Source organism: Pseudarthrobacter arbutini (assembly GCF_054510915.1).
Genome location: NZ_JBTNDQ010000001.1, coordinates 189,799 through 208,098, shown reverse-complemented (window position 1 = coordinate 208,098; position 18,300 = coordinate 189,799). Strand labels below are relative to the sequence as shown.

Below are 18,300 nucleotides of genomic sequence, written 5' to 3'. Positions count from 1 at the left end.
AACGGGAACCCGCGCTTGCCGTGTCCATTCCGGACCGGCCTGGTCGTCACCCGGGGCACCCCACCGCGAATGGAGGGTTGCCGGCCAGCAAACCGGGGTTTAGCGCTGGCACTCGTGACCTGTTAAGAAGCGTAGAACATCCGCCGCTGCAGAAAGGAAGCCCGGCCCAATGTTAAGGACTTTGTTACGCGCGTTTGAGGAACCGTCTCATTTGTCGAAGATACGACGGCGGACGCCCCCTTGAGGAGGCGTCCGCCGTCGATAATTCGAAGAAAGTGCCTAGAGGAGATCGTCCAGATTCGGGTTCAGCCGCTTGAGCACCTCTGAGTGCAGAATGGAGTTCGTGGCCAGGGCGTTGCCGCCGAACGGCCCGTCCTGTCCCTCCAAGGAGGTGAAGCGGCCGCCGGCTTCCACCACGATGGGCACCAGGGCAGCCATATCGTACAGGTTCAGTTCGGGCTCGCAGGCGATGTCCACGGAACCTTCGGCCACCATGCAGTAGGACCAGAAATCGCCGTAGGCGCGCGTGCGCCACACGTCCTCGGTCAGGCCCAGGAACTCATCCAGGTTGCCGCGTTCCTTCCAGCCGCCCAGGCTGGAGTAGGACAGGGAGGCATCCGAAAGTTTGGAGACGTCCGAGACGCGGAGCCGCGTTGCGGCGGCAAGGGACTTGCCCATGTACGCGCCGGAACCCTTGGCGGCCCACCAGCGTTTGCCCAGCGCGGGCGCGCTGACCACTCCCACCACGGGTTCGCCTTCGTCCACGAGGGCGATCAGGGTGGCCCAAACGGGGACGCCGCGGACAAAGTTCTTGGTGCCGTCGATGGGATCAATGATCCAGCGGCGGGAGCCATGGCCCGAACTGCCGAATTCCTCGCCCAGCACGGCGTCGCGCGGACGCGAGCGGGACAGCTGGCCGCGGATGGCTTCCTCCGCGGACTTGTCCGCGTCCGTTACCGGCGTCAGGTCCGGCTTGGTCTCGATGCGGAGGTCCAGTGCCTTGAAGCGGCTCATGGTCTGGTCATCCACGGAATCTGCCAGCACATGGGCAAGGCGCAAGTCATCGTTGTAGCTCGAAGCGGGTTGGATCATGGTTCCAAACTACCGTCTCAGGGCCGCAGTGTTGGGGACATCGGCGTCCCGTCTAGCCGATGCTGCCCAGTTCCTTGGTTTCCTGGCCCACCAGGCGGGGATCCGTGCCCAGCAGCCGCCGCAGGGACGCGAGCCGGGCCGGGCCGGTGGGGCCCGCGTGTCCGGTGGACACCCAGGCATCCACCCCGCAGTTGACGGCCGCGGTGTTGTGCTTGCAGCCACGCTCGCAGGCATCCGTACCCGGCTCCAGGTCCGGGAAGGACCGCAGGATCCGGTCCGGGTCCACATGGGCCAGGCCGAACGAACGGATGCCAGGGGTGTCGATGATCCAGCTTCCGGCGGGAGCTCCGGTCAGCTTCAGGGCAAGGGCCGACGATGACGTGTGGCGGCCGCGGCCGGTCACCGCGTTCACGCCACCGGTGGCCCGTTCGGCCCCGGTGAGCGCATTGACCATGGTGGACTTGCCCACGCCGGAATGACCCAGCATCACCGAGACCTTGCCCTCGAGGTACGCGCGGAGCTGCGAAACTGCGTCACTGTCCAGGCGGGCAGAGAGGCCGTCGTCGGAGCGGGCATCGATACCTGAGGCTTCGGAGTCCGACGTGCGGCTGATGATCACCGGGAAGTCCAGGTGCTCGTAGTTGGACAGCAGTTCCGCCGGATCCTTGACGTCCGCCTTGGTGACGAGCAGCAGCGGCTCAATGCCGGCGTCGTAAGCGGCCACGAGGGCGCGGTCGATGAAGCCTGTGCGCGGCTCCGGGTTTGCGGCGGCCACCACCACTACCAGCTGATCTGCGTTGGCCACCACCGCACGCTCGATCGGATCAGTGTCATCGGCGCTGCGGCGCAGCAGGGTCCTGCGGTCCTGGATCCGGACCAGGCGGGCTAGCGTGTCGGGTTCCCCGGAGACATCTCCAACGAGGGAGACGAAGTCGCCGGCAACCACGGGGGAGCGGCGGAGTTCGCGGGCCCTGGCTGCGATGATGACCCGCTCGTCGCCCGAGTCTTCGCCGACGACGGCGGTGTACCGGCCGCGGTCCACTGTGATGATGCGGCCCGTGACGGCGTCGTCGTGGCTGGGGCGGTCCTTCGTGCGCGGCCGGGAGCCCTTTTTGCTGGGCCGGATCCGGACGTCGGACTCGTCCCAGGAATCAGTGCTGCGTGCCACCAGTGGGACCTTCCGCGCGCTTGTCGGCAGCAGCGCCCTGGGCCAGCATGTCGGCCCACATCTGCGGGAATTCCGGCATGGTCTTGGCAGTGGTAGCGATGTCCTGGACTTCGATGCCCGGCACCGCGAGGCCGAGGATGGCACCGGCGGTGGCCATCCTGTGGTCCGCGTAGCTGTGGACGACGCCGGCGTGCAGCTTTGCCGGGCGGATCACCAGGCCGTCGCTGGTCTCCTCCGCGTCGCCGCCGAGGCGGTTGATTTCGGTGACCAGCGCGGCCAACCGGTCCGTCTCGTGGCCGCGAAGGTGCGCGATGCCGGTCAGCCGTGAAGGTCCGCTGGCCAGGGCGCAGAGGGCCGCCACGGTAGGGGCGAGTTCGCTGGTTTCGTCAAAATCCGCACCCTTGATCTCTGGCCCGCCCGTGACGGTCAGGACGCCGTCAGCCAGGCTGACGTCCGCGCCCATGTCCGCCAGGATGCTGCGCCAGAGGTCTCCCACCTGGGTGGTGCCGGCGGGCCAGTCCGGGATCCGGACGGTTCCGCCGGAGGCCAGCGCGGCGGCCAGGAACGGGCCGGCGTTGGAGAGGTCCTGCTCAATGCGCTGGTCAAAGGCGCGGATGGGGCCCGGTGCCACTACCCAGTGGTTGGGTACGGAATCGTCAACGGATACACCGACGCCGCGGAGTACGGCAACGGTCATGTTGATGTGGTCCAGGCTCGGCACCGGTTTGCCCACGTGTTCAAGGTGGAGCCCGTCGGTAAACCTGGCGCCGACCAGCAGGAGGGCCGAGACGAACTGTGACGACGCACTGGCATCGATCACCAGGTGGCCGCCCCGGACTTCCCCGGTGCCTGCAACGGTGAACGGCAGCGACGAGGGGGTCCCGCCGTCGTCCGCGGTCAGGGCCACCCCGAGGGCTTTCAGGGCCTCGATGATGGTGCCCATGGGACGCTTCCGGGCGTGGGGGTCGCCGTCGAACACGCTCACGCCGTTGCGCAACGCCGCAAGCGGCGGAACAAAACGCATCACTGTTCCGGCGAGGCCGCAGTCAATGTGCGTCCTTGACGACGGCGCCTCCTGGCTCAGGGGCATGACCTCAAGGTCCGGCCCGAACGCGCCGTCGCCGGGCACCTCCGTGACGGTGGCTCCCAACTGGCGGACGGCGTCGATCATCAACGCAGAGTCCCGGGAATGCAGGGGGGCGCGGAGACGGGACGGCCCGTCAGCCAGCGCGGCCAGCACCAGGAACCGGTTGGTCAGGGATTTTGAACCCGGCACCGTGACGGTGGCGTTGATGGGCCTGCTGGCGAAGGGGGCCGGCCAGTGCGGAACGGTGCCGGTGGAGCTGTGTGAGTCGGTGGCTGCGGGCGGGGTGGAACCGGTCATCCGTCCTTACGCCCCCGTAGCGTGTTCGACGGCGCGGCGCACGGCCTTGTCTGCCTTGTGAAGCTTTTGGCCGGTGGTCTTGCGGGCGCCGGCGGCGCTCTTCCGGGCGTCCGCGGCGAGGTGCTCGGCACGCCAGGCCAGGCCCGGCTTGCCGGCGGTGTCCACCGAGGCCAGCAGGGCGCCGCCGCTGAGGGAAATGTTCTTGAGCAGCTGGTTCCGGCGGACTTCTCGGCCTTCCTTGGTGCTGATGTCTGCGCTGCGCCATTCCACAAAGGTGTTCAGGAGCGAGATGACGGTCAGCAGTGTTGCCGAGAGGCGGCTGAACTTGCCCAGGCCGAACAGCACGCCGGCACCCACCTGCGTTCCGCCGATCACCCGTGCCAGCATCTTTTCGTCGGCCTGGAACGGCAGCGACGCGGCTGCCTTCTGCAGGAGCGGCGAGAGCTGGGTGGCGGTGTCATCGGCGTTCTTCAGCTTGTCCAGTCCGGCGACTACGAAACTGGAGGCCAGCATGGGGCGGGCGAGAGTACGGACAAAGGACATGGGTTTCCTCCTGGCTGGACGAACCGCACCGGATGCGGCGGAGTCCGTTCTAGTCTTGCACTTTTGGGGAATATTTGCCTGCCGCCAGCGGTTATGGATTGCGGGTCCGCCGAACACCGGACGAATTGACTCATCATGGATTCCCCGGCAGGTATTTGCCTGGAACACTATGGCCTGACACAGACTGGAGTTGCCCTTGAGGTTACTGAAGGACGGGACGGAGCCCGCCGGACCCATAGCACTGCAGACTCTGGAATCCGATCCTCCGGAGTACGGATCGCCGCGCGCCAAGGCCGTCACAGTAGACTTGAACGCAATGAGCACCCTGGATCCGGCCCTCGAGGCCATGTATGAGGCCTCCGAACGCGAAGCCAAAACAAGCAGCGAAGCCAATGCCCGCAGCGATGCGCCGGCAGGGAGTGACTCGCGGCCGGCAGACGCGCGGCCTGCAGGGGATGCCCCTGTGCCCGCTGAGCCTGCGCCCGCCGAGCAACCCGTGGATGTGGCCACCGAATCAGCGGAAGAACGCCGGGTCCGTTTTGAGCGTGACGCCATGCAGTACGTGGATCAGCTCTACTCGGCCGCCATGCGGATGGCCAGGAACCCCGCGGATGCTGAAGACCTGGTCCAGGAGGCCTACACCAAGGCGTTCTCAGCGTTCCACCAGTACAAGCCCGGCACCAACCTCAAGGCTTGGCTGTACCGGATCCTGACCAACACGTACATTAACCTCTACCGCAAGCGGCAGCGCGAACCGCTGCAGTCGAACTCGGACACCATCGAGGACTGGCAGCTGGCCAGGGCCGAGTCGCACACGTCGCGCGGCCTGCGGTCGGCCGAAGCTGAGGCCCTGGACCACCTGCCTGACTCGGACGTCAAGCGGGCCCTCCAGGCAATCCCCGAGGAGTTCCGGCTGGCGGTGTACTTCGCCGACGTCGAGGGCTTCGCGTACAAGGAAATCTCGGACATCATGAACACGCCGATCGGGACAGTGATGTCCCGGCTCCACCGCGGCCGGAAAATGTTGCGGGACATGCTGGCGGACTATGCCGCCGAACGAGGATTCAAAGGCGCCGTCGAATCACAGGACACGGCCGCGAGCACAAAACAGGAGAACAGGAAATGAGCGACTGCCAGGGATTGGGCGACTGCGATGACGCCCGGATGCAACGCATCTACGAATACCTCGACGGGGCGTTGACCCGCGAGGACATCACGGAAATCAAGACCCACCTTGATGAGTGCCCTGAGTGCACCGAGCAGTACGACCTCGAGTGCGTGATCCGCACCATGGTGAAGCGCTCGTGCACCGAGGCCGCTCCGGAAAACCTGAAGAACGCCATCCTGGACCGGATCCACTCCATCCGCCCGGTAGACGCCTGACGCAAGCGGTACCCGTCTGCAGGGACCCACGTGACCGCGTCGACGCCGGACTGCGTCGACGCCCGTCAGCAGAACCGCAGGCGCCAAAGACAAGCGCAAAGACGAAGGACCCCGAAAGCCGTTTGGCTTCCGGGGTCCTTCGCTTAAACCGTTTTCCAAGCTTTAGCTTAGGCGTTGGGGCGCTTCCCGTGGTTCGCGCCGCCACGCTTACGGTCACGACGTTTACGTGCACGCTTGCTCATAGCTGGCCTCCTTAAATGTTGGTACTCAAAAGAGCTGCCCTCAAGTCTCCCACACCATGGGACACGCCGCGAAACCGAAACGGGCTGTGACCGGGGGCAACACCGATCCGGCGGCGCAGTCCGGCTGCTCAGCCGGGCGGCTCAGCCGGGCAGTGAGTTGCGGATGGAGATGCGCGCCTGGTCCAGCACGGTCCTGACAGTTTCCAGCGTGACGGCGCTGAGCGGTTGCCGGGTGGCCTGCAGCCGCAGTTCCACGCGCAGGTCGTCCCGGAACGCCTGCAGCAGCATCTCCGCTTCCTTCAGCTCCCGGAACCCTTCCGAAGACTGGCGGCCGGCTTTCCGGAAATCGGCGGCCCGCGCCGTGGAACGGGCCGCCTCTGCCGTGGCCGCCAGGTCTGCCCGCAACCCGCGCATGTTGGCGCGGATATCCGCCCGCAGGTTGTCCGCCAGGCGGCGGACGGAAGCGGAAATGTCGTTCTCGACTCCGGCGAGTTCCTCCCGGCGCTTGTTGAGTTCAGCAAGCCCCGCCGCGGTGATGCGGTAGTTCGTGCGGCGGCCTTCTGATTCAGTGGCGACGAGCCCTTCTTCCTCCAGCTTCCCAAGCCGGGGATAGATGGTTCCCGCGCTGGGGGAGTAGGTGCCGCCGAACCGTTCGCTGAGGGCTTTGATCAGTTCATAGCCGTGTTTGGGCCCCGACTCCAGCAGTGCGAGCAAGTACAGCCGGAGCGCACCATGGGCGAACACCGGAGGCATCAGTGCCCCGCTTCCGGGCTACTTGCGTCGTCATTGCGGGCCGGCTGGCCATGAAAGATGGACGTTTTGCCGGACACCGAGTTGGTCCGCACCAGCATCAGCTTGCCGTCCGGTCCGGCAATGGTTTCCACCTTGCCTCCGGGCTGGGAGTACTGCTGGTCATCAATCACCACAACGCCGCTGGCCGATTTCGCGACGATGTCCACGCCGACGTCGTGCGGCAGCCTGATGGTGAGGTCGCCGGAGACTGAATTGGCACCGAAGTCGTGGGTAAAGCCGAGCAGGTCAAAACTCATGTCGCCGCTGACCGTGTGAGCCCGGATGTTGCTGAACCGGCCGGATGCGGTGACCTCGCCGGAGACGCTCTTGGCGGTCAGGACGCCGTCGTGGTTTCGCGCGATGACTTCGCCGCTGACGGTGTTGACGTGAAGTTCCCCGGATGTGCCGTCTGCCATCACAGAACCCGAGACGGTATTGAGCCGCGTGCGCCCGCTGATTCCGGACACGAGGCCATCGCCGCTGACCGTGCCGGCCTCCACCTCGACGCCGGCCGGCAGAGCGATGCTGATCACCGCTGAGTTGTTGCTGTTGTGGTTGACCGTGCCCATCAGGTTCTTGAACCAGCCCTGGGGGCCGTGCAGCTGATGGCGGACCTCCAGCCTGCCGTCCGTCAGTGTCACCGACACGGGATCGCCCTGGACGTCGTTGATCTCCACACGGGCCACGGCGTCGGCGTGGGTGACGACGTCGAACCTGCCGCGGACCATGCCCAGCTTCAGCGACCGGACGTGGTCAACGTCGATGGTTTGCGGACCTGTGACGGTCCAGCTGTCCTCTGTCATGAATCCTCCAAAACCGCGATATATCGTGACTGATATCTCAAGATATAACGGACCGCTGGACCCGTCAAGATATATCGCGACTGGAAGGGTTGGCGAAGCCTACTCGGGGGCGTCCATGCCCAGCCACTGGAACCAGCCACGGTGGAGGACCAGCCAGGCCATCAGGCCATAGCCCGCCTGCCCCGGCGTGCCGGTGTTCGCCGCAAGGTCCTGGCGCCACTGTTCGTGGTTCAGAAGGGGGGAGAACGTGTCCACATAGAGGTGCTTGCGCCTGGTGGTGACGTCAGCGAAGGCCGTGTTCAGATCGGCGAGCCGGCGGTTCTGTACCGGGTCCAGCGTGGGCGGCGGGCCCACCACAAACACCTCGATCCGGTTCTGCGTGGCCGTATCCAGGATGTTGGCCAGGTTCAGGCGGCTCCGGGCGGTGGAAAGGCCGAACTCGATGTCCCGGCCCGAGAGGCCGATCACCAGGCGGTTCTCGTGCTGGTCGCCGAACCGCCGCCCGGCCTCCTCCTGCCAGCGGGCAGCCAGCCCCTCCGTTCCTTCCTGGGGACAGGGGAGGGCATACGCTTCCATGACCATGCCGTCCTGCGGAGTGCGGGCCAACACGCGGCCCAGCCAGCCGAGGGCCCTGGGGTCGCCCAGCCCGGCCAGCAGTTCATCTCCAACAGCTGCGATCCGCAGCTTCCTGTCTTCCACAAGTCCCTCTTTACGTCCGTGCCGATTCAGGCCAATCGGCGTGGCTATGATCCATCTTCATTAAACAGAACTGCCCGGCCGGAGTCTGGTATTTCGACGTCCGGCCGGGCAGCCACTGGGACTACTTCCGTGCAAATGCCTGCTTCAGCAGTGAATCCTGCTCAGCTGCGTGTCGCTTCATGGAGCCGGCCGCCGTGGAGGCCGATGCGGGACGCGACACCAGGCGGACGCGCCGGTCCAGCGCCTCCGGGAGGTTCAGGCCCATAAACGGCCACGGTCCCTGGTTGGCGGGCTCGTCCTGTGCCCAGACAACCTCCGCGTTCGGGTACTTGGCCAGTTCCGCTGCGATTTCTTCGTGCGGCAGCGGGTAGAGCTGCTCCACGCGGACAATCGCGGTGGTCTTGTCACCGGTCTTCTGCCGGGTGGACAGGAGATCGTAGTACAGGCGGCCGGAGACCAGCAGCACGCGTTCGACGGCGTCTGCCGCCAGCTGCTCGTGGTCACCTATGACGGGGCGGAAGGAGCCCGTGGTGAAGTCCTCGACGGACGACGCGGCTGCCTTGAGGCGCAGCAGCTGCTTCGGCGTGAAGATGATCAGCGGCTTGCGCGGCCGGCTGTACGCCTGGCGGCGCAGCAGGTGGAAGTGTGATGCCGCCGTGGTGGGGTTGGCGACGATCATGTTCTCTTCGGCGCACATCAGCAGGAAGCGTTCGATGCGTGCCGACGAGTGGTCCGGGCCCTGGCCTTCGTAGCCGTGCGGCAGCATCAGGACCAGGGAGGAGCGCTGGCCCCACTTCTGTTCGGCCGAGGAGATGAACTCATCGATGATGGTCTGCGCGCCGTTGACGAAGTCACCGAACTGCGCTTCCCACAGCACCAGGGCATCCGGGCGTTCCACCGAGTAGCCGTATTCGAAGCCCATGGCCGCGTATTCGGACAGCAGGGAGTCGTAGATCCACAGCTTCGCCTGGTCATCCGAGAGGTGGCCCAGGGGCAGCCACTCGCCGCCGTTGGCGCGGTCGTGGAACACCGCGTGGCGCTGCACAAACGTGCCGCGGCGCGAGTCCTGGCCGGCAAGACGGACGGGAACGCCTTCCATGATCAGCGAACCGAAGGCCGCGATCTCGCCAAAGCCCCAGTCGATGCCGCCTTCGCGTGACATCTGCTCGCGCTTTTCGAGGAGCTGCTTGAGCTTGGCGTGGACGGTGAAGCCCTCGGGGATCTGGACGTGGGCCTTGCCGATGTGTGCCAGGGTCTCCGGAGAAATGGCAGTGGACGCCGGGGCGTTGGTGCCGAAGTCAGCCTGCTGGGCGATGGGACGCTCAATGTCGGAGACGGCGGCGGAGTCCGCGGTGATGATCGGGATGGGCGAGGTCTGGGCCGCGTGCGTTTCGGCGAAGACCCGCTCCAGCCGTTCCTGGTAGTCGCGGAGCAGCTGCTCCGCTTCTTCCTCGGTGATGTCGCCACGGCCGATGAGTGCCTCGGTGTACAGCTTGCGGACGGAGCGCTTGGCTTCGATCAGGTTGTACATCATGGGCTGGGTCATCGAGGGGTCGTCACCCTCGTTGTGGCCACGGCGGCGGTAGCACACCATGTCGATCACAACGTCCTTGTGGAAACGCTGGCGGAACTCGTAGGCGAGCTGGGCAATGCGCACCACTGCCTCGGGATCGTCACCGTTCACGTGGAACACCGGTGCCTGGATCATCTTGGCCACGTCCGTGGAGTACGTGGATGAACGCGACGACGATGGAGCAGTGGTGAAGCCCACCTGGTTGTTGACCACCACGTGGATGGTGCCGCCGGTCCGGTAGCCGCGGAGCTGGGACAGGTTCAGCGTCTCGGCAACCACGCCCTGGCCTGCAAATGCAGCGTCGCCGTGGACCATCAGGGGCAGGACCGGGAAGGCCTCGCCCTGGTCCAGGCGGTCCTGCTTGGCGCGGACGATGCCTTCGAGCACCGAGTCGACAGCCTCGAGGTGGGACGGGTTGGCGGCGAGGTAGACCTTGGTCTCGTTGCCGTTTTCCGAGGTGAACGTGCCTTCGGTACCGAGGTGGTACTTCACGTCGCCGGAGCCCTGCACGGAGCGGGGATCCTGGGTGCCTTCGAATTCGCGGAACACCTGGGCGTAGGTCTTGCCGGCGATGTTGGTGAGAACGTTCAGGCGGCCGCGGTGGGCCATGCCGATGGCAACCTCGTCCAGTCCGTCGTCGGCGGCATCGGAAATGATGGCGTCGAGCAGCGGAATCAGGGATTCGCCGCCTTCCAGGGAGAAGCGCTTCTGGCCGACGAACTTGGTCTGCAGGAAGGTTTCAAACGCTTCGGCCGCGTTGAGCCGGGACACAATGCGCAGCTGCTCTTCGCGGCTCGGCTTCGAGTACGGGTGCTCCAGCTGGTCCTGGAACCACTTGCGTTCCTCCGGCTCCTGGATGTGCATGTACTCGATGCCGGTGGTGCGGCAGTAGGCGTCACGGAGGACACCGAGGATGTCGCGGAACTTGAGCATGGGCGCGCCGCCGAAACCGCCGGTGGGCCACTCACGGTCCAGGTCCCACAGGGTCAGCCCGTAGGTGAGGACGTCAAGGTCCGGGTGCTTGCGCTGGACGTACTCCAGGGGATCGGTGTCTGCCATCAAGTGGCCGCGCACACGGTAGGAGTGGATCAGCTGCTGGATCCGGGCAACCTTGTTGATCTGGTCGGCAGGGTCCACCTGCAGGTCCGGGCTCCAGCGCACGGGCTCGTACGGGATGCGGAGGGACTCGAAGATTTCGTCGTAGAAGTTCTGGGCACCGAGCAGCAGCTGGTGCACAAGCTTCAGGAACTCGCCGCTGCCGGCTCCCTGGATGACGCGGTGGTCATAGGTGGACGTCAGCGTGAGGACCTTGCTGATGGCGTTCTGCGCAATGATCTTTTCGCTGGCGCCCTGGAACTCGGCCGGGTAGTCCAGCGCGCCGACGCCGATGATGGCCGACTGCCCCTTGGACAGACGCGGCACGGAGTGAACGGTGCCGATTCCGCCGGGGTTGGTCAGGGACACCGTGGTGCCGGAGTGGTCATCAGCGGTCAGCTTGCCGGCGCGGGCACGCTTGATCAGGTCTTCATAGGTGTGCCAGAACTCGGAGAAGTTGAGGGTCTCCGCCTTCTTGATGTTGGGCACGATAAGCAGGCGGGTGCCGTCCGGCTTGGGCATGTCAATGGCGATGCCGAAGTTGACGTGGGCCGGCTGGATAGCGCTGGGCTTGCCGTCGATTTCGTCGTAGTAGACGTTCATCGAGGGGAACTGGGCGAGTGCCCGGATCACGGCGTAGCCGATGAGGTGCGTGAAGGAAACCTTGCCGCCGCGTGCACGGGCCAGGTTGGAGTTGATGACCACGCGGTTATCGATCAACAGCTTGGCCGGAATAGCCCGGACGCTGGTGGCCGTGGGGACCTCAAGGCTGGTGACCATGTTGGTGGCGATGGCCTTGGCCGGGCCACGAAGAACGGAGACCACGTCCTCTTCCGGCGCCGTGGGTGCCTTGACGTTCTTGGGAAGCTGGGCGGGAATCGGCTGGGCGCCGGTTCCGGGCTCGGTCTTCTTCGCGCCATCGCGGGCGACCGTAGCGGGAGCTTTCTTTGCCGCCGCGGGGGCGGTGGCCGGCGCTGCGGGCTGTGCGGCCGGCGACGTTGCCGGTGCAGCAGTTGCAGAAGCCGGAGGTGCCGGCGGTACAGCCGGCATTTCGCGGGTTGCTGGGTGGGCCACGGCTACCGCCGTGCTTCCGTTGGAAGAAGAACCGCTGCCTGAATCGAAGGACTCGAAAAGGGGCCACCATTTGGTATCCACCGTGTTCTTGTCTTTCTGATACTGCTCGTACAGTTCGTCAACGAGCCACTCGTTTCCGCCAAATTCCTCTGGTAGACGGTGGCTAGGCTGCTCTGGCACTTGAAATACGCCTCTTCCATGAGTTTGATTTCTCTCTGGCCGCCACGGTGCCGCAGCACAACATTCGAACCAGTCTCTGCGTCCTGAACCCGGACCGTTGCCAGTCTAATGAGCATTCTGTGTTAACTGCCAATAACGGTGACCCAAATCATGGCAATGACGCGGAGATCACGGATTGTGGCGTCCGGAAACCGTCCGGCGCGGGTGCGCCGTGACCTCAGTGCGGCCATCCGAAAGGCGCAATCTGCTCCTGTAGACTGAAATTCTTATGGACAGTAAATCTAGGTGCCGGCCTGGGGGCTGTCAGCGGAGCATGACGTACAGCACCGCGCAGTCCACCCGCAGAGCCGGCAAACCCCGAACACGCGCCCATCATTCTCCGTCAGCCCACCCCGGCGGAGCCCCTATGGAAACAGCGTCGGCTTCGGCCGATCATCCTCCGCCGGTCCGTTTCCCCCGGCTTCACACAATTTCTCCCGACTTTCGGGCGGGATGCTGAATGGAGTGGTTGCTCCTCGCGGCAGGCCTCCTGCTGATCGCCGGCACCGGCTTTTTCGTCGCCGTCGAATTTTCCCTGATTGCCCTTGACCAGGCCACGGTCCAACGGGCCATCGATAACGGTGACACGGGTGCCGTCCCGCTGCTCAAGTGCCTGAAATCCCTCTCAACCCAGCTTTCCAGCTGTCAGCTCGGCATCACCCTGACCACCCTTCTGACCGGTTACGTGATGGAACCGTCGGTAGGACGCCTCCTCGAGGGCCCGTTGGCCGCCGTCGGAATTCCCGAAGTGGCTGCCGCGTCCGTTTCCCTGGTCATAGCGATGGCGCTGGCAACGCTGCTGTCGATGCTGCTTGGCGAACTGGTGCCCAAGAACATGGCCATTGCGCTGTCCTTCCAAGTGGGCAAGGCGCTGGCGCGGCCGCAGCTGGTCTTTACCGCCATCTTCAAACCCGCCATCGTGGTGCTCAACGGCTTTTCCAACAAGGTACTGAACGTCTTTGGCCTGGAGGCCAAGGAAGAGATTTCCGGTGCCCGGACGCCGGCCGAGCTCGCCTCCCTCGTGCGGCGCTCCGCCGCCATGGGAACGCTCGACGCCGGGACGGCCAACTTTGTGGCCCGCACCCTGAACTTCTCGGCCCGGACGGCCGCCGATGTTATGACGCCCCGGATCCGGATGGAAACCATCGACGCCGACCAGCCTGTCTCGGACATCCTGGACGCCGCCCGGCGCACCGGGTACTCCCGTTTCCCCGTCATCGGGGAGTCCTCCGACGACATCAAGGGCCTGGTCCACGTCAAGAAGGCCGTTGCCGTGCCGTGGGACCGGCGGGCCAACCTGGAGGCCGGAGCCATCATGACCGATGTCCTCCGCGTGCCGGAGACCATCCACCTCGATGCCCTCCTGGCCGAACTGCGCGAGGGAAACCTCCAGCTCGCGATTGTCCTGGATGAATACGGCGGAACCGCAGGCATCGCCACCCTTGAGGACCTGGTGGAGGAAATCGTCGGTGAGGTGTCCGACGAGCACGACAAGGTACGCCCGGGACTGCTCCAGAGCGCCTCCGGGGACTGGTACTTCCCCGGGTTGCTGCGCCCCGACGAGCTTTCCGAACAGATCCCGGGGCTGACCGTTCCGGACGAAGCCGCCTACGAAACCGTGGGCGGGTACGTCATGAGTGAACTGGGCCGGATCGCCGCAGTGGGGGACACCGTCGACGTAGGCGGAGGCACGCTGAGCGTGACCAGGATGGACGGCCGAAGGATCGAGCGGATCTCCTTCCATCCGGCGGCGCCTGAAGCGGAGCCTGCTCCGGAAGACGGGAGTGAACGATGAGTGACTGGGCCGGAATTGCCTGGCTGATTGTCCTCCTGCTGGGTAACGCGTTTTTTGTCGGCGCCGAGTTCGCCGTGATGTCGGCCAGGCGCAGCCAGATCGAACCCCTCGCCGAGGCCGGTTCCAAACGGGCACAGACCACGTTGCGCGCCATGGAAAACGTCTCATTGATGCTGGCCTGTGCGCAGTTGGGCATCACCGTGTGCTCGCTGCTGATCCTGCAGGTGGCCGAACCGGCCATCCACCACCTGATGGCGGCTCCCCTGGAAGCTGTCGGGCTGCCGGTGGAGGTTGCCGACGTCGCAGCGTTCGCCATTGCCCTGATGGTGGTGACCTTCCTCCACGTGACGTTCGGCGAGATGGTGCCGAAGAACATCTCCGTATCGGTGGCGGACAAGGCTGCCTTGCTGCTGGCGCCGCCGCTGATGTTCGTTGCGAAGCTGGTCAACCCGGCCATCGTCGCGCTGAACTGGTCCGCCAACCACATCCTCAAGCTCCTGCGGATTGAGCCCAAGGATGAGGTGAACTCGTCCTTTACCCTCGAAGAAGTCCAGTCCATCGTGCAGGAATCCACCCGTCACGGGCTGGTGGATGATGACGCGGGCCTGATCACCGGCGCCCTGGAATTTTCCGAATACACGGCGTCGGACATCATGGTTCCGCTGGACAGCCTGGTCATGCTGAAGGCGGCCACCACACCGGTGGAGTTTGAAAAAGCCGTCAGCAGGACCGGTTTTTCAAGGTTCCCGATGCTGGACGATGACGGCATGCTGTCCGGGTACCTCCATGTGAAGGATGTGCTGTCCATTCCCGAGTCGGACTACCAGCACCCCATCGCCGAGAGCAGGATCCGCTCGCTTGCCAACCTCGCGCTGGACGACGAAGTTGAAACGGCCATGTCCGTCATGCAGCGCACGGGCTCACACCTGGCCCGCGTGATCGGCACGGACGGGCAGACCCACGGCGTCCTCTTCCTGGAAGACGTGATCGAGCAGCTGGTGGGAGAGATCCGGGACGCCACGCAGGCCACCGGCATCAGGAGGCTGGGCCAGCCGAACGGTGACTGAGCGCGCCCGGGTCCGCAAGGGACCGCCCCGGCTATCCTAAATAGGAATCATTCACATTTAGGGGTAAGCTTTTTGGAGACGCAAAAGTCCATCCCTGTACTGAACTGAGGTTTCCGTGCGCCACCCCGCCGCCATCCGAACGTCCCTCGCAGCCCTCGCCGGCGTGAGCCTGCTGCTCACCGCCTGCGGCTCCGGAGGCGGTGCACCGTCGGCGACGTCCGGCCCGGAGTCATCCGCCGGCGTCGTCGAGGTGGTGGCGTCCACCAACGTGTACGGGGACATCGCCGCGATCATCGGCGGGGACAAAGTCAACGTCACCTCCATCATCACCAAGACCAGCCAGGACCCGCATTCGTACGAGGCCACCGCGCAGGACCGGCTGCTGGTGTCCAAAGCGGAATTGGTGATCGAGAACGGCGGCGGCTACGACGCCTTCCTCCACAAGATGGCCGACGACAGCAACATCCCGCACAGCAATATCGTCACGGCCGTCGAAGTGGCTGGCCTGGCTCCGGAGGAAGGCCACACCGATTCATCGTCGGCGGCGAGCGAGTCAGCTGACGGCCACCACCACGAGCACGGTGAGTTCAACGAGCACGCCTGGTACAGCCTGGATGCCATGGGTAAGCTCGCTGATTCACTGGCGGCAAAACTGGGTGAACTCGAACCGGGATCAGCCGCCCTGTTCACTTCCAATGCCGCAACCTTCAAAGCCGGGGTGGACGGCCTGGCCGTCAAGCTCGCCGCGCTGAAGGCCAACGGAACAGGCGCAGCCGTGGCCGTGACCGAACCTGTCCCGCTGTACCTGCTCGAGGCAGCCGGGCTGGAGAACAAGACTCCGGCCGACTACACCGCCGCGATCGAGGAAGGCTCGGACGTTCCGCCCGCGGTGCTGAAAGCAGCCACGGACCTGGCGGGATCCAAGGACATCAGGTTCCTGGCCTACAACGCGCAGACAGAGGGACCCCAGACACAGGCGCTGAAAAAGGCAGCCGAAGCAGCCGGCGTTCCCGTCATTGATTTCAGCGAAACCCTGCCCGAAGGCAAGACGTACCTGCAGTGGATGACGGACAATGTTGACAACGTCAGCAAAGTTTTGGAGAAAAATAGTTGAAACCGGTGGTCAGCCTCCGCGGGGCGTCCCTGCAGTTCGGCAAACGCTTGCTCTGGGAGGATCTCGACCTGGACATCAGGCCCGGTGAGTTTTTCGCTGTCCTGGGCCCCAACGGCAGCGGAAAGACCAGTTTCCTCAAGGTTCTCCTGGGCCTGCAGGAACTGCAGTCCGGCCGGGCCACGCTTGGCGACCGTCCCGTGGAGCGGGGCAGCAAACTGATCGGCTACATTCCGCAGCAGAAATCCTTCGCTCCGGACACCCCCATGCGTGCCCGGGACCTGGTGGGGCTCGGCGTGGACGGCCACCGCTGGGGGCTGCGGCTGGGCAAGTCCCGGGCAAACCGCAGGGTCGATGAGCTCCTGGAACTGGTGGGCGCCAGTGACTACGCCAAAGTCCCCGTGGGCCAGCTCTCCGGCGGTGAGCAGCAGCGACTCCGGGTGGCCCAGGCGCTGGCCACGGACCCCAAGGTCCTCCTCTGTGACGAACCGTTGCTGTCCCTGGACCTGCACCATCAGCAGGCCGTCAGCGCGCTGATCAATAAGCAGTGCCACGCCCAGAACAGCGCGGTGGTTTTTGTCACCCATGAAATCAACCCCATCATCGACTACGTTGACCGGGTGCTGTACCTGGTCGGCGGGCGGTTCCGCGTGGGGACCCCGGAAGAGGTCATGACCACCGAGGTCCTGTCAGAGCTCTATGGCAGCCACGTGGAAGTTATCCACGCGAACGGGCGCATCGTCGTCATCGGCCTGCCCGACGCGACCACGCACCATCATGCCGATGTCCACGCCACGGTGGGGGAGGTGGCCTGATGGATGCGGACAGCATCATCGGAGCGATCTTCAGCTTCGAGAACTACGGCGAGCTGCTGGTGCTGGTCCAGAACTCCATCTGGGCCGGGGCCGTGCTGGGCCTGCTGGGCGGGCTGGTGGGCACCTTCGTGATGAAACGGGACTTGGCGTTCGCCGTCCACGGCATCTCGGAGCTCTCCTTCGCCGGGGCGGCGTTTGCGCTCCTGATCGGCTCGGACATCGTGTTTGGCTCGCTCATCGGCTCGGTGGCGGCGGCGCTGCTCCTGGGCCTGATGGGCGTCCGGGCCCGGGACAAAAACTCCATCATCGGGGTGATCATGCCCTTCGGCCTGGGGCTCGGCATCCTGTTCCTGTCGCTCTACGAAGGCCGGGCCGCCAACAAATTCGGCCTGCTCACGGGGCAGATCGTGTCCGTGGACACCGTCCAGCTCCAGGTCCTTGCCGGCGCCGCTGTGCTGGTCATTGCAGCACTGGCAGCCATCTGGCGCCCGCTGAACTTTGCCAGCGTTGATCCCGAACTGGCCGAAGCCCGCGGGGTGCCCGTACGGACGCTCGCGCTGATCTTCATGGTCCTGCTGGGAGTCAGCGTAGCGCTATCCATCCAGGTGGTGGGGGCGCTCCTGGTGCTCGCATTGCTGATCACCCCGGCAGCCGCGGCGCTCCGCGTGACGTCCGCTCCCGTGGCCGTGGTGGCGCTCAGCGTTGTTTTCGCCGTCACGGCCACGGTGGGCGGAATCCTGCTGGCCCTGGGCGGGCGGATCCCCATCAGCCCCTACGTCACCACGCTGTCATTCCTGATCTACGTGGTGTGCCGCGTCGTCGGCAGTGTCCGGGCCAAGAAGGGCATCAACGGCCGGCTGGTGCACGCCCGCTGACACGGTCCAACGGCGTGCGTCCGGTTGTTGCGGCGCAGGCCGTCAGAGCTTGCCGGCGGCCCTGAGGGCTGTGCAGTCCGGGCACAGCCCGAAGATCTCCACGGTGTGCGCCACCTCGGTGTAGCCATGTTCGGTGGCGATCCGGGCGGCCCAGGTTTCCACCGCCGGGGCCTCGACTTCCACGGCCTTCCCGCAGTTGCGGCACAGCAGGTGATGGTGGTGCCCGGTCACGGCACAGCGCCGGTAAACGGCTTCGCCCTCGCCGTTGCGCAGCACGTCCACGAGGCCGTCGTCGGCGAGGGACTGCAGGATCCGGTACGCCGTTGCCAGGGAAACCGACACGCCCTTGTTCTGCAGGATGCGGTACAGCTCCTGCGTGCTGACGAAGTCATCCAGCTCGTCCAGGGCAGCGCTGACGGCCACACGCTGCTTGGTGACGCGCTGCTCCTTGCCGGGCACACTGGCGGTGCCTGCGCCGGATGCAGCGGTCGACGGCGTGGCGTCAGCTTTGGTGCCGAACGGCATGAAGGTACTCGCTTCCCTGAGGGACGGTGGCAATCATCAAGATTA

General features: G+C 65.3%; 17 protein-coding genes and 1 riboswitch. Of the genes, 7 read left to right on the top strand and 10 right to left on the bottom strand.

Annotated elements, in window-relative coordinates; all coding sequences use genetic code 11:
- Positions 1 to 6: 6 nt before the first annotated feature.
- Positions 7 to 120, bottom strand: a riboswitch (SAM riboswitch).
- A gap of 159 nt (positions 121 to 279) precedes the next feature.
- The 4 genes from hisN to ACX80V_RS00965 are packed head-to-tail and all read right to left on the bottom strand — an operon-like array spanning position 280 to position 4,187.
- Positions 280 to 1,092, bottom strand: coding sequence for a histidinol-phosphatase (hisN, locus tag ACX80V_RS00980; protein ID WP_058931973.1), 813 nt, complete (start codon positions 1,090 to 1,092; stop codon positions 280 to 282).
- 52 nt (positions 1,093 to 1,144) lie between these two features.
- Positions 1,145 to 2,260, bottom strand: a complete 1,116-nt coding sequence (gene rsgA / locus ACX80V_RS00975) for a ribosome small subunit-dependent GTPase A (RefSeq protein WP_485841607.1) — start codon at positions 2,258 to 2,260, stop codon at positions 1,145 to 1,147.
- Positions 2,244 to 3,644: a 3-phosphoshikimate 1-carboxyvinyltransferase gene (gene aroA / locus ACX80V_RS00970; RefSeq protein WP_485841606.1), complete on the bottom strand. Its 1,401-nt coding sequence runs from the start codon at positions 3,642 to 3,644 to the stop codon at positions 2,244 to 2,246. Before aroA ends, rsgA begins: the two co-directional genes overlap by 17 nt.
- Positions 3,645 to 3,650: 6 nt before the next feature.
- Positions 3,651 to 4,187, bottom strand: a complete 537-nt coding sequence (locus ACX80V_RS00965) for a DoxX family protein (RefSeq protein ID WP_058931976.1) — start codon at positions 4,185 to 4,187, stop codon at positions 3,651 to 3,653.
- Between the two features lie 316 nt (positions 4,188 to 4,503).
- Between ACX80V_RS00965 and ACX80V_RS00960 the strand changes: the two genes are divergently transcribed.
- Positions 4,504 to 5,313 (top strand): sigma-70 family RNA polymerase sigma factor, encoded by an 810-nt coding sequence (locus tag ACX80V_RS00960; RefSeq protein ID WP_485841605.1) that lies wholly within the window; start codon positions 4,504 to 4,506, stop codon positions 5,311 to 5,313.
- A complete protein-coding gene (rsrA, locus tag ACX80V_RS00955; RefSeq protein WP_185260958.1) occupies positions 5,310 to 5,570 on the top strand; it encodes a mycothiol system anti-sigma-R factor in 261 nt (86 codons plus the stop codon). Before ACX80V_RS00960 ends, rsrA begins: the two co-directional genes overlap by 4 nt.
- 167 nt (positions 5,571 to 5,737) lie before the next feature.
- Here the strand turns inward: rsrA and ACX80V_RS00950 are convergent, their stop codons facing one another.
- The 5 genes from ACX80V_RS00950 to ACX80V_RS00930 form a co-directional block, all read right to left on the bottom strand.
- A complete protein-coding gene (locus ACX80V_RS00950) occupies positions 5,738 to 5,812 on the bottom strand; it encodes a 50S ribosomal protein bL37 (RefSeq protein ID WP_104061284.1) in 75 nt (24 codons plus the stop codon).
- A 141-nt stretch (positions 5,813 to 5,953) separates the two neighbouring features.
- The gene (locus ACX80V_RS00945) at positions 5,954 to 6,565 is read right to left on the bottom strand and encodes a PadR family transcriptional regulator (RefSeq protein ID WP_056343302.1); all 612 of its coding nucleotides are present in this window, start codon (positions 6,563 to 6,565) and stop codon (positions 5,954 to 5,956) included.
- Entirely contained in the window at positions 6,565 to 7,407 is an 843-nt protein-coding gene (locus tag ACX80V_RS00940) for a DUF4097 family beta strand repeat-containing protein (RefSeq protein ID WP_058931978.1), read from the bottom strand. Before ACX80V_RS00940 ends, ACX80V_RS00945 begins: the two co-directional genes overlap by 1 nt.
- A gap of 99 nt (positions 7,408 to 7,506) precedes the next feature.
- Positions 7,507 to 8,106: a GDSL-type esterase/lipase family protein gene (locus ACX80V_RS00935; RefSeq protein WP_099093407.1), complete on the bottom strand. Its 600-nt coding sequence runs from the start codon at positions 8,104 to 8,106 to the stop codon at positions 7,507 to 7,509.
- A 121-nt stretch (positions 8,107 to 8,227) separates the two neighbouring features.
- A complete protein-coding gene (locus ACX80V_RS00930) occupies positions 8,228 to 12,028 on the bottom strand; it encodes a multifunctional oxoglutarate decarboxylase/oxoglutarate dehydrogenase thiamine pyrophosphate-binding subunit/dihydrolipoyllysine-residue succinyltransferase subunit (RefSeq protein WP_485841604.1) in 3,801 nt (1,266 codons plus the stop codon).
- Between the two features lie 499 nt (positions 12,029 to 12,527).
- On the opposite strand from ACX80V_RS00930, the gene ACX80V_RS00925 reads away from it, so the two are divergent.
- The 5 genes from ACX80V_RS00925 to ACX80V_RS00905 all read left to right on the top strand — a co-directional run bounded on the left by ACX80V_RS00925 (position 12,528) and on the right by ACX80V_RS00905 (position 17,730).
- Positions 12,528 to 13,862 (top strand): hemolysin family protein, encoded by a 1,335-nt coding sequence (locus ACX80V_RS00925; RefSeq protein ID WP_252611695.1) that lies wholly within the window; start codon positions 12,528 to 12,530, stop codon positions 13,860 to 13,862.
- Positions 13,859 to 14,929 carry a hemolysin family protein gene (locus tag ACX80V_RS00920; protein WP_485841603.1) on the top strand — a complete coding sequence of 357 codons (1,071 nt, stop codon included), beginning with the start codon at positions 13,859 to 13,861 and terminating at the stop codon, positions 14,927 to 14,929. Before ACX80V_RS00925 ends, ACX80V_RS00920 begins: the two co-directional genes overlap by 4 nt.
- Positions 14,930 to 15,044: 115 nt before the next feature.
- Positions 15,045 to 16,043, top strand: a complete 999-nt coding sequence (locus tag ACX80V_RS00915) for a metal ABC transporter solute-binding protein, Zn/Mn family (protein WP_485841602.1) — start codon at positions 15,045 to 15,047, stop codon at positions 16,041 to 16,043.
- Positions 16,040 to 16,855, top strand: coding sequence for a metal ABC transporter ATP-binding protein (locus ACX80V_RS00910; RefSeq protein ID WP_485841601.1), 816 nt, complete (start codon positions 16,040 to 16,042; stop codon positions 16,853 to 16,855). The genes ACX80V_RS00915 and ACX80V_RS00910 overlap by 4 nt, the downstream gene beginning before the upstream one ends.
- Positions 16,855 to 17,730 carry a metal ABC transporter permease gene (locus ACX80V_RS00905; protein ID WP_141140992.1) on the top strand — a complete coding sequence of 292 codons (876 nt, stop codon included), beginning with the start codon at positions 16,855 to 16,857 and terminating at the stop codon, positions 17,728 to 17,730. The genes ACX80V_RS00910 and ACX80V_RS00905 overlap by 1 nt, the downstream gene beginning before the upstream one ends.
- Positions 17,731 to 17,772: 42 nt before the next feature.
- On the opposite strand, the gene ACX80V_RS00900 is transcribed toward ACX80V_RS00905, so the two are convergent.
- Positions 17,773 to 18,255: a Fur family transcriptional regulator gene (locus tag ACX80V_RS00900; protein ID WP_485841758.1), complete on the bottom strand. Its 483-nt coding sequence runs from the start codon at positions 18,253 to 18,255 to the stop codon at positions 17,773 to 17,775.
- Between the last annotated feature and the right edge of the window lie 45 nt (positions 18,256 to 18,300).